At 35.0% G+C, this 11,520-nt stretch carries 7 protein-coding genes and 4 pseudogenes; 2 read left to right on the top strand and 9 right to left on the bottom strand.

Annotated elements, in window-relative coordinates; translation table 11 throughout:
* A partial coding sequence (locus FNZ60_RS09205; protein ID WP_342774763.1) for a type ISP restriction/modification enzyme occupies positions 1 to 2,092 on the top strand: 2,092 nt, incomplete at its 5' end.
* A gap of 1,780 nt (positions 2,093 to 3,872) precedes the next feature.
* Here the strand turns inward: FNZ60_RS09205 and FNZ60_RS10505 are convergent.
* The 9 genes and pseudogenes from FNZ60_RS10505 to FNZ60_RS09245 all read right to left on the bottom strand — a co-directional run.
* Positions 3,873 to 3,977: pseudogene (locus tag FNZ60_RS10505) on the bottom strand (helix-turn-helix domain-containing protein); the annotation flags it as partial.
* Positions 3,978 to 3,995: 18 nt separating this feature from the next.
* Positions 3,996 to 4,073, bottom strand: a pseudogene (locus FNZ60_RS10350) (type II toxin-antitoxin system RelE/ParE family toxin); the annotation flags it as partial.
* A 13-nt stretch (positions 4,074 to 4,086) separates the two neighbouring features.
* Positions 4,087 to 5,019 (bottom strand): DMT family transporter, encoded by a 933-nt coding sequence (locus FNZ60_RS09220; RefSeq protein ID WP_142417270.1) that lies wholly within the window; start codon positions 5,017 to 5,019, stop codon positions 4,087 to 4,089.
* A gap of 11 nt (positions 5,020 to 5,030) precedes the next feature.
* The gene (locus FNZ60_RS09225; RefSeq protein WP_142417271.1) at positions 5,031 to 5,774 is read right to left on the bottom strand and encodes an SDR family oxidoreductase; all 744 of its coding nucleotides are present in this window, start codon (positions 5,772 to 5,774) and stop codon (positions 5,031 to 5,033) included.
* Between the two features lie 372 nt (positions 5,775 to 6,146).
* Complete coding sequence (locus FNZ60_RS09900) at positions 6,147 to 6,452, bottom strand: carboxymuconolactone decarboxylase family protein (protein ID WP_210243986.1); 306 nt, start codon at positions 6,450 to 6,452, stop codon at positions 6,147 to 6,149.
* Complete coding sequence (locus FNZ60_RS10355; RefSeq protein WP_246054787.1) at positions 6,449 to 6,946, bottom strand: carboxymuconolactone decarboxylase family protein; 498 nt, start codon at positions 6,944 to 6,946, stop codon at positions 6,449 to 6,451. Before FNZ60_RS10355 ends, FNZ60_RS09900 begins: the two co-directional genes overlap by 4 nt.
* Before the next feature lie 670 nt (positions 6,947 to 7,616).
* Positions 7,617 to 7,901, bottom strand: coding sequence for a type II toxin-antitoxin system RelE/ParE family toxin (locus tag FNZ60_RS09235; RefSeq protein WP_246054788.1), 285 nt, complete (start codon positions 7,899 to 7,901; stop codon positions 7,617 to 7,619).
* On the bottom strand, positions 7,894 to 8,112 hold the full coding sequence (locus tag FNZ60_RS09240; RefSeq protein WP_005773872.1) for a TA system antitoxin ParD family protein: 219 nt from the start codon (positions 8,110 to 8,112) through the stop codon (positions 7,894 to 7,896). The genes FNZ60_RS09235 and FNZ60_RS09240 overlap by 8 nt, the downstream gene beginning before the upstream one ends.
* A 489-nt stretch (positions 8,113 to 8,601) precedes the next feature.
* Positions 8,602 to 9,280, bottom strand: a pseudogene (locus FNZ60_RS09245) (DNA adenine methylase).
* Here FNZ60_RS09245 and FNZ60_RS09250 point away from each other — a divergent pair.
* A pseudogene (locus tag FNZ60_RS09250) lies at positions 9,252 to 11,520 on the top strand (type ISP restriction/modification enzyme); the annotation flags it as partial. The pseudogenes FNZ60_RS09245 and FNZ60_RS09250 overlap by 29 nt on opposite strands.

The raw sequence follows: 11,520 nt of genomic DNA on the forward strand, positions 1-11,520 counted from the left end.
CGCCATTAACATTGAATCGACCTATCATAGTCTTATGAAAGGAGAGTACATTCCTTTCAAACATATTGGTTTGGCTGATACGTTTCGAATGCTTGAAGAGAGAAATCTGCTACAAAAATTATTTAAAGAAAACAGTGAATATTTAGAACATCAAAAGAAACTGGATATCAAAGTTATCTTTGGTAATCCCCCTTATTCAACAGGTCAAAAAAGCGAAAACGATAATAATCCAAATAGATCTTATCACGTATTAGATAAACGTATTGGTGAAACTTATGCTGCTCAATCAAAAACAACTTGTGTGCAAGCACTTTACGACAGTTATATCCGTGCTATCCGCTGGGCTAGTGACCGTATTGATAATGCTGGAGTGATCGGCTTTGTTTCTGGTTCTGGTTACATAGAAAAGCCAACAATGGACAGCTTGCGTAAATCTTTAGCCAAAGAATTTACCAGTATTTATGTACTTAATTTACGGGGGGATATTCGTAAAAACATGTTAAGCAATGGGAAAGCCAAAGAAGGAGAAAATGTTTTTGGTAATGGAAGTATGACCGGTATCGCCGTAACACTATTTATCAAAAATCCTAATGCTTCTGGAGATTGTAAAATTTACTATCATGATATTGGTAATAACCTTACGACAAAAGAAAAACTTGCCGCTCTTGAGTGCTTAGGTAGTATTGGAAATATTGCATCTAAACAAATCTGGAAAACAATTACACCAGACAAATATGGTGATTGGCTACATCAACGTAATGATAGCTTCAAATCATTTTTAGTCATAGGTGATAAAACTACAGGTGATAAGAAAAGTCATGATAAAAAACTTTTTGAGATTTATTCTTGTGGTCTAAAAACTAATCGTGATGCTTGGGCTTATAACTCAAGCTGTGAAGTTTTAACTAAAAACATGAGTAATATGATTACTTTCTATAACCGTGAAGTAGAACGTTTTAATGCTGTCTATCCACATGCTGACCGTAAAACACGTACCAATATTGTAGACGATTTCGTAAATTCTGATGCTAAAAAAATAAGTTGGAGTCTTAATCTTAAACAACATTTAACGAGAGAAAAGATTTTTGAGTTTGAAGAGACATGCCTTATTCAAAGCCTATACCGTCCTTTTACACGGCAATGGCTCTATTATAATCGTATTTTCAATGAATCTCTCTATCAAATACCATGTATGTTTCCTATGAGGAAAATTGTTGAAAATAAAGTAATACAAGTTACAGGTATAGGAGCAAGAAGCGGTTTTTCTGTTTTGATGTCTAAAGTTTTGCCTAATCATGACGCAATGGATAAAGGTCAATGCTTTCCACGGTATATTTACGAAGACACTACGGTCTTAAAAAGTAAAAATAAAGATCAGTCTTATCTATTTACGAATTCTACAGAAGAAAACACAACATCTGATTTACAACGGCGTGATGCCATTACGGATGAAGGTTTAACCCATTTTAAAGCGGCTTATCCTAATGAAACCATAACAAAAGAGGATCTATTCTATTATGTTTACGGAATCTTACATTCGGAAGATTATCGCGCCCATTATGCTGATAACCTCTCTAAAGAATTACCTCGTATCCCTTGTGTAAAGAGTACTGATGATTTTTGGAAATTTGTGATAGCAGGACGTGAACTCGGTCATTTGCACGTAAACTATGAAGATGTGGAACCCTATCCAGTCACATTTAAAAAAGGCAATCCAAAACAGACTGATATTTCTAATCCAGAAGAATTTTACTACGTCACAGAAATGAAATTCGCAAAAATTAAGAATAGTAAGGAAAAGGATAAAACAACGGTTATTTATAATAGCAATATCATTATGACAGATATCCCTCTTGAGGCTTATGAGTATATCGTCAATGGTAGACCTGCTCTTGAATGGGTTATGGGGCGTCAATGTGTAAAAACAGATAAAAAGAGTGGTATTGTGAATGATGCCAATCGCTATGCTGTTGAAACCGTTGGAAACCCTGCATACCCTCTAGAATTGTTTCAAAGGGTTATTACCGTAAGTTTAGAGACAATGAAAATCGTTAAGAACTTACCAAAATTAGAAATTAAAGAAACTGAATAAGCTTATTAAGGTATGCTCATATAATGGGTATGCTATCTTATAAGGGGTATAGAGTCTTATAACCATAATCTATACCTCTTTTATTAAGTTGATTAGATACAATCTTAAAAGAAGTGTTTATATGCGTTATTCTAAAAAAAGAGCATTTGCACTTTTAAACACCCTTATTTGGATTGCTTTAAGACTTATAAGAAATCCACTCTTAAATAGAGTATGCTTCTTTTGGATTACCTTTAAAAGGTTATACCGTCATCTCAAATGATAGCTTTATTGTTTTCATAAGCTCGTTTAAATTATTCACTATTTAATGAAACTGAATAACATATATCATTAATGGTATTTATAGATGTTATTAATATAAGTTATTTTTTGAAAATTCACTTAATATGGTTTTTAAATAACTGCTTACTCTCATTATTTTTTAAAATACCTCTATAAATACGTCTTAATAACATTTCTCATAACTATAAATCTTTTTTTTGAAATGCTTTAAAGGATCATATGCTTTTCATAAGATGTGTTAAAACCACTAACTAAAATCATAAATTTATCTATTAAAGTGAATTGATAAAAATACCTTAAAGATATTTTGCTAATCTTTGTAATTATCATTCTCTTTTTAGATGTTTTCATAAAAAGCAATAAACCACAATTATCATTTATCTTATGAAAATGAAAAATGATGCGGTGGCTATAAAGAAGATAACAGCTATAGTGAATACATAAAAACAGCCGGTTTTCATAATTACATTGCAAATGAAAGCATTGGTTATAAGGTTATGTATCATAAGGCTGTTTAAATGCCCTCTAAATTATAAACCATTGTAAATAGAAATAACCAAAATCATTAAAAGCCCTTCTATAAAAACACCCTCTCTTTATAAAACAAAAGAGGCGCGTTTAATTTTATGAAAAGTAAGAACAAGAGAAAATACACAAGCTAAAATATGTATATTTATCTTGATAGGTTTTGAAGGTTCCTAACACCTTCAAAACATATTGTTAGTTGTGTTTATAGCTTTATAATATCACTATAGGTTGTTTTTTGAAAACTTCATAAAAATTAACACATTGAAATATAATAACTTTTATTTTCGATTTACAAAATAAATAAGAGCATCCTAAAAGGAACCTTCAAAACCTTCAAAACTCATAACCAATAATGATCTTGATAGCATTTCTTATGATTATAAACTGTCTTTTTAAGGCTTTAAAAGATCACATGTTTTTTTAAGACGTGTTTTAATCATTCTCTAGTTTATTAAAAGGGATTTTGCTCATCTCTATAGTTATCAATCTCTCTTTTTAGATGTTTTTATAAGAAGCAATAAATCAAAATTATCATTTCTCTTATAAAAATGAAAAATGATGCGGTGGCTATAAAGCAGATAAGGGCTATAGAGAATGTGTGAAAAAAGCAGGTTTTATAATTACATTGCAAATGAAAGCATTGGTTATAAAGACAATCCCTATAAAAGACTGTTAAGTTGCAAATGTGTTATAAAAGAAATTAACAGAAATCTTTAAAAACCATTTAGTAAAAAACATGATAGGTTATAAAGTTAAAAATACTCATGATGAGAGCGTTTCTAAATATTATAAATGTTATAGATTCAAAAAATAACGCAATCGCTTAATAAAGCCCATAATATAGCTTTAAAAGCACATAATACAAAAGAAGTGTTTTATAAGCATATGATAAATATTTACACATAATGTATTTTAAAAAAACATAAAAAATATCAAAAAAGTTCATAAATTAATTGACAATAAATACGTATTTTGTTATATGAAGGCGATACGCTAATTTTTGTATTGTTATCCCCATTTCTTCTAAAAAAGCTACTTTTAGAACTTCACTAGAATGGGCGGGGTTATGCGTCATTTGTTTTCATTCCTTTCATCAATGGTAATCTTGATAATCAACAAGCTCCACATCTGTTCCGATAAAGCGAAAAATAACACGCCAATTTCCATTCATCTTAAAAAGTATATTACTCTTTATGCGCATTGGGAACGGCTTTTCTAGATCCTAGTAAGCTGAATATATAGCCTTGTCCGATTAGAACTCCAAAAATCGTAACAAAAACGCCTATGATTTGCATGATTTGAGGGATGAAGCCGAACAGGATTTGCACCAATAAGGCTGAAATAGGTACAAAATTGAAAAATATCGCCGTCTTACCCGGACCTCGGATCGCTATTCCAATATTCCAAAATAGGTAGGCTAAAACTGATCCTGCAACCCCTATCCAAAGGAGTGCGAATAAACTAGCGCCGGACATAGACATCGTTTCTTGAAGAGGGGATTCGAATAAAAAGGTTAGGACGCCAAGGGCGACGGTGCCAGAGAGCATCGTCCAGCTTGTTGTTTCAAGCGGGGTTGCGTTCTTGACAAATGACCGCGTGCCCACGGTATAGAACGCCCAACCAATGGAACCTAAAAGAATCATAATATCTCCTTTGGCAAAGGAAACATGGTTAGACAAAAATCTCCCATTTGTTATGACTAAATAGACCCCGAACATGCTAATGAGCATCCCTATAACCCTCTCACAGGTTGGGAAAGATTTATTCATGATAGCTTCAATAATATTAGCACTAATAGGGGTTGTCGCCATGATGAGGGAGGCTGTTATGGGATTTGACGTTTGCAAGCCAACAAATAAAGCGCCATTAAACCCTGCCACACCGATAATCCCTAGGAAAATATAAGAAATAAAATTTTGCGATAAAACATGCCACCGCAAGCCTTCTTTGAAAATCATAATTAAAAATATAGCGATTACGGCAATGAGAAACCGCTCAAAAGAAGCTGTCCATGGAGAAACAGTCGTTAAAGCTATCTTAGTGGCTTGGAAATTGGAACCCCAAAAAAAGGTTCCTACGAAGGTTAAGACAAGAGCTATTCTGGGCGTGATTTTCATTGGATAGATCCTTATACTTGATACCAAAGTGGAGCATCGAGACGTATAGAAGAAATTTGTGCGGTATTAGATGAGGAAAGAATAAAGTTGACCGCAGAAGCAATGTCATCTGGGTGAAGCATTTTGGCAAGATTCTCTGGAGGTATCTCTGGGAATCCTTTAAAATTGCGACGAAAATCCGTATTAACTTTATCAACTTGGATTGAACAAACACGAATATTTTGTGGCATTCCCCATAAGCGCAACCCACCAGTATAGCCCTCTACAGCAAATTTAGAAGAAGAATATGAAATTAAAGAAGGATTGTATTCTACACCCCATATGGATGAAATATTTATAATATCGGCGCGAATTTCCTTTTTTAGATAGGGTAAAGTAGCAGCTGTTATATAGAACATTCCTTTAATATTCACATCAAATGTTTCAGCACATTCTTGAGCATCAATTGTTTCTGGATCGCCACTATAACAAATGCCTGCTACATTAACTAAGACATCAAGACCACCAAATTCTGAGATAACCTTATGGACAGAAGAGTCAATGGCTTCTTTATCGCGGATATCAACAATCAATTTACATAAGTTTGCCGTATCGATGGAGGTTGGTAGTTCTATGTCAATGATGTCTGCACTTGCTACCTTATGACCATTTTTCAATAAGTTTAGAACAATTGCTTTACCGATGCCGCGAGCGCCTCCTGTGACTAAAATACGTTTCTGTTGTTGTGAGTAAATTCCGGTCGTGTTTTTTATCATTTCGTTTAGCATTTTCTATACATGAAGTTGTAATCATTAATATTCAGCTAGTTTATTTTTAGCCATGCATTATGTATTACTGTATTATGTTTAATGTATTGAGTATTATTAAATTGTTTAAATAATAAGATAGCCTTAAAGTTTATTGTGATTAGGTTGAATAACTAAAGAACTAATATTTCATGTAAAGACGTCTCATTAAAAGGAAATACCTTTTTAGAGGAGAATGCTAGAGTTTGGTTTTCTTTAGGATATATTTCTGTAATTAAAAGATACGGTGTAGACATTAAATTCTCCTTGAAATTAAGAAAAAATTAAATTCGTAAGTATCACGCTTTTGATAATAATGATGTTGCTGGCAAATAAATTTCTCTATGTCTCCTTGCGTGAGGCAAAAACTTCTTTAGCAATTTCAACGACATTAATCGCTGCAGGAAAGCCTGCATAAGGAGCAATGTGACTTGCTAATTCAATCACCTGTTCGGGCGTGCCACCTACATTAAGCAGACCCTGTATATGCAGCTTCAGCTGTGGAATCGCAGTTCCTAACGCTGCCACCGTTATAATTTCCCGTTCAAAGAAGCTGAGGATAGGCCGTGTGTAGATATCACCAAACCCAAACTCAACAACAAAACGAGATAAGTCTGGAGCAATGCTACCCAGTGTCTTAATAATCATTTGTCCATCGGGCCATCAATATGTTCTAGTGCCTTCAGTCCAGATTCGTAGCGATCCTCGCATACTAATGGCGAGCCGCAACTAGATATGAAGTCTAGTTGCTTTTCATCAAAGACCTCTTTTGCAGCAAAAACACCATTTAAGGCTGCTGGAACCCCTGCATAAAGTGCCAACTGTATCATTACTTCAATCAGCTCAGCAGGACTACACCCAATATTAAGAGCACTGGTAAGGTGGAATTTGAGTTGCCGTCTTGCATTACCGAGAGTTGCAAAGATGGCAACGGTGGCAAGCTGCCGAATACGGCTTGTTAAGTGAGGTCGCTCATAAATTTCTCCATACACAAAAGAGATGATGAATTTTGCAAGATCAGGGGCAGCATCGGCCATTTCTTCAAGAATTGAAGGGGTCTCGACCAATTCCATGGAGCGTAAACGCTCCACGCCCAATTCATAAGCATTTTTCTTATAATTTACAAATGTTTGTTCTTGCATGTAATGGCCCCCTCCCCACGGAGCCTTAGTTGGATAAGGCTTTTACTTTCCTTAAAAACTAAACCTTCAATTAAAATGCAATACCTTATCTCCTCTTGCGGACTTGCATTGCATGAATCGTTATCGTGTTTTAATATCCTAGTCAATCATTTTTGTAAATTTATTTTATATTATTTTTCATTACGTCGTACTTAAGACTGAGCTAAAATTAGCAGATTAAACCCTTCTTATTCGTATTTGCGCAAGAGAACTGAGGTGTAACTTGTTGAGCGTAGAAACACCATGCATGATTATGTGCGCATTGAGCTATAGGACTTAGTTGTATTTAGTATTTTGCGGTTTGAATTTACCGAGGAAAGTGCGAAGCGTTAAATTTATAACAGATGCTACTGACTTACCTCTAATCTAGTAAAGTTCTATCATGACAAAGCCATTTGTTGGGGGGTACGGAAGAGCTTTGTTTTTAACTCAAGTTAGAGGTATGTAATAGCAGATGAGTGCAGTACTCCTTTGCTGCAAAGTCCTCCAATCGGTTTAGCTAAAAATATTATGCCGCAATTAGGTGCCCAATATAGCTTGATCATGTCTATAAATTTTGGCTTAATACCTTTAGCACTGGAGAACTTTAGTAAAATTAATGCTGTGTGCCTCTATCAAGTTGTAAAATATATTATGCTTTAAGATCTCGGTAAAAATTTTCATGAGAGCCAAGTGCTAACAAGGTCAAAGTAATCGTGTGATCTTCATAGCTGTAAGCAAGCAGCGTCAATTGCTTGGCCATTTTAAATTTATAGACAAAAACACCAGAAAGATCACCTGTTTTGGCTTGACCAATGGTGGGCGTTTTCATAATGACGCGAACAGCTTGGTCTAGATCTTGTTTTTGGTTGGCATGCAGTTTTTTGACAGTTTTTTTAAATGAATGGGTTTGTAAAACTTGCATAGATTCAGCCAAATTCGAATGCTGTTACATCGCCATCTGCATTTTCTTGTTGTCCAAGTAAGATTGCTTGAATAAATTGAAAGGAGAGATCTGGATTTTCTTCGGCTATTTTGCCCATACGCGACCAATATTCAATTTGCTTAGGAACCGAGCGGCTATAAACAGACGCGTAACGCTTAGCCTCATTAATGAGATCATCAGACAGTTTAACAGTTGTAGCCATGACTATACTCCTACCTTACAATAAGGTGGTAATATAGTTCAAAAGGTGTTAAAAAGCAACCTTTGAAACACAATAACCTTAGCAGATCTCTAACACAATTCCTTCTCTCACAGCCATCTTTCTTAATATCTGAAAGAAGAGAAAATAAAAGATAAATTTAGAACTAAATGATCGAGAATAAGCTCTAAAAAGGTTCGGGATAGGCAGAAAATAAATTAAAAGAATCAACGGAATCAAAATTCCCGAACTTCTATATAATCTATTGATATTTATATAAATATAGCATTCCTACCCCCTCCGCCACAGCACTTTTGTCGTGCTATAAATTATTGATTCTATACGTCTTGTATGTAGCTTGTCAGCAGGTTTTGCAGAATTTGACAGCAGGTTTTGCAGCAATTCATTTTTAAAATTCACGTCTTTTTTAAAAAATTAAAGGGGTCTTCAAAGATCATTTAAAGACCCTTTAAGGCAGCTTTTTCTCCTTTGCTAAAAGTCGCAATTTGAGATGATGAGCTCTTGAGCTGGAATTGGATTATTTGAACTGCATGTATAAGATATGGTGACCTCTTTTATCTTAAATGGGCTAAAGCTTGTGCGAATCTCCGGCACATCATTGATGTGACAGAAGAAACTTTCCCTTTAATTGTGCAAGCAGTGTGGACATCCTCTGATAATCCTCTCGCTTAAACAAATCCTTGCCATAGTAATCCTCAACACCCCAATAAGGCGGATCAAGGTAAAACAAGATGTTGGGACGATCATAGCGCCTAATAAACTCAAACCAATCTAAATGTTCAATGGTCACACCTGCTAAACGACGGTAAATAAGCTTTAAGGAGGATTCAAGTTTGAGACTATTAAACCGTGCACCACGGTGTGGATCAACTCCAAACGTCTGTTGTGCCACTTTGCCACCAAAACTCAACCGCTGCAGATATAAAAACCGCAATGCCCGCTCTAAATCTGTCAGGGTCTTGGGATCTTGGGTGCGTAACCGTTCAAACGCCTCACGGCTACTCACCTGGAACTCCAACAGATCCATGAAAGGGTAATAATGGCGTTGCAACACCCGAAAAAAATTCACCACATCACCTGAACGATCATTGATCACTTCATATAAAGGAACTAATTTTCTCCTTAAAGATATCCTTTCTGATAAAACCAGTAAAGCCTATTATGCTTTTGAGAGCTTTCATAAGGAGTTAATAGAGTAATTTAAACGACAGTATTACCCAAGAGGAAGCGCTAGAGATGTTAGGACAACATCTTGTGACGCGTCCCGTATTTGAAGGCAATAAATTTGTCCAGAACAATAGTATCTCGCAAGCCATGGAAAAGATCTTAGCGAAACTTGATAAAACCAATATTGAGGAAGAAGCAAAAGATCTTGATAAATTCTACAAAAGTATCACGTTCTGTACAGCAGGGATTACCGAACCCCAAGCAAAACAGAACCTTATTATCAAGCTTTATGAAGATTTTTTTACCAAGGCATTTAAGAAAACCACGGATAGGCTTGGGATTGTTTATACCCCCGTTGAGGTTGTGGATTTTATCATTCACTCTGTTGATGATGTTTTACGCAATGAGTTTGGAAAAAGTTTGGGGTCACGGGGTGTTTCTATTCTCGACCCTTTTACAGGAACAGGTACTTTTATCACACGGCTTTTACAATCCAATCTCATAAAACCAGAAGATATAGAATATAAATTCCGTCATGATATCCATGCCAATGAGATTGTTTTACTGGCTTATTATATCGCTGCCATTAACATTGAATCGATCTATCATAATCTTATGAAAGGAGAGTATATTCCATTTAAGCATATTGGTTTGGCTGATACGTTTCAGATGCTTAAAGAAAAAGACTTGATGGAAGGTATACTCAAAGAGAACAGTGAATATTTAGAACATCAAAAGAAACTGGATATCAAAGTTATTTTTGGTAATCCCCCTTATTCGGTAGGACAAAAAAACGCTAATGATAATAATCCAAATACATCTTATCACGGATTGGATAATCGTATTCGTGAAACTTATGCTGCTCAATCTAAAGCTACTAATATACGAAAACTTTATGACAGTTATATCCGCGCCATTCGTTGGGCTAGTGATCGTATTGATAATGCTGGAGTAATCGGCTTTGTTTCTGGTTCTGGTTACATAGAAAAATCGATAATGGACGGTTTACGAAAGTCTTTAGCTAAAGAATTTACAAGTATTTACGTGCTTAATTTGCGTGGGGATCTTCGTAAAAATATGTTAAGCAATGGGAAAGCTCAAGAAGGTGAGAATGTTTTTGGCAATGGAAGTATGACAGGTATTGCCGTAACGCTGTTTATCAAAAATCCCAAAGCTTCTGGAGACTGTAAAATTTACTATCATGACATTGGTAATAATCTCACGACAAAAGAAAAACTTATAGCTCTTGAGTATTTTGGTAGCATTGATGGTATTACACATGAAAACGGTTGGAAAATGATTACACCAGACGAACATGGTGATTGGATACATCAACGTGATGAAAGTTTTAAAACATTCCTAACAATAGGTGTTAAGAAAGGTCATGGTAAAAAGTTTTTTGAAATATTTTCTCTCGGAGTTGTAACCAATCGTGATGCATGGACGTATAATTCAAGCTGTGAAGTTTTAGCAAAGAACATGAATAACATGATTGCCTTCTATAACAGTGAGGTTGAACGTTTTAATAATAGCTATTCATATGCTGATTATAAGTTACGCAAGAATGCTATAGATAATTTCGTCAATACAGATGAGAGCAAGATAAGTTGGAGCCGTGCTCTAAAACAAGAATTGGTCAAAGGAAAAATTTTTGAATTTGAAGATACATGCCTTATTCAAAGCCTTTATCGTCCTTTTACACGTCAATGGCTTTATTATAATCACACCTTTAATGAAATGATTTATAAAATGCCTCGAATATTTCCTATGGGGAAAGTGGTTGAAAATAAAGTAATACAAATTTCTGCGATAGGAGCAAGAAGTAGTTTTTCTGTTTTAATGGCTAAGGATTTGCCTAATCTTAATATGATGGATGGTGGTAACCAATGTTTCCCAAGATATTTTTATGAAAATATTGAACCCTTAAAAAGTAAAAATGAAGATCAGTCTCATTTATTTGCAAACTCTATAAAGGAAAGCAAAAATGCTAGTTTACGACGCCATGATGCCATTACGGATGAAGGGCTAGCCCATTTTAAAGCAGCTTATCCTAATGAAACCATAACAAAAGATGATCTATTCTATTATGTTTATGGGATCTTACATTCGAAAGATTATCGTACCCGTTATGCTGATAACCTCTCTAAAGAACTGCCTCGTATCCCTTGTGTAAAAACTGCTGAGGACTTTTGGAAATTTGTTACAGCAGGGCGTGAATTGGGG

The sequence above is a fragment of the Bartonella massiliensis genome (assembly GCF_902150025.1).
Lineage (GTDB): Bacteria > Pseudomonadota > Alphaproteobacteria > Rhizobiales > Rhizobiaceae > Bartonella > Bartonella massiliensis.

Excerpts from the sequence above, each read along its gene's own strand:
- FNZ60_RS09900 (WP_210243986.1), bottom strand. The coding sequence starts at position 6,452 with ATGATTATTAAGACACTGGGTAGCATTGCTCCAGACTTATCTCGTTTT.
- FNZ60_RS09220 (WP_142417270.1), bottom strand. The coding sequence starts at position 5,019 with ATGAAAATCACGCCCAGAATAGCTCTTGTCTTAACCTTCGTAGGAACC.
- FNZ60_RS10355 (WP_246054787.1), bottom strand. The coding sequence starts at position 6,946 with ATGCAAGAACAAACATTTGTAAATTATAAGAAAAATGCTTATGAATTG.
- FNZ60_RS09240 (WP_005773872.1), bottom strand. The coding sequence starts at position 8,112 with ATGGCTACAACTGTTAAACTGTCTGATGATCTCATTAATGAGGCTAAG.
- FNZ60_RS09225 (WP_142417271.1), bottom strand. The coding sequence starts at position 5,774 with ATGATAAAAAACACGACCGGAATTTACTCACAACAACAGAAACGTATT.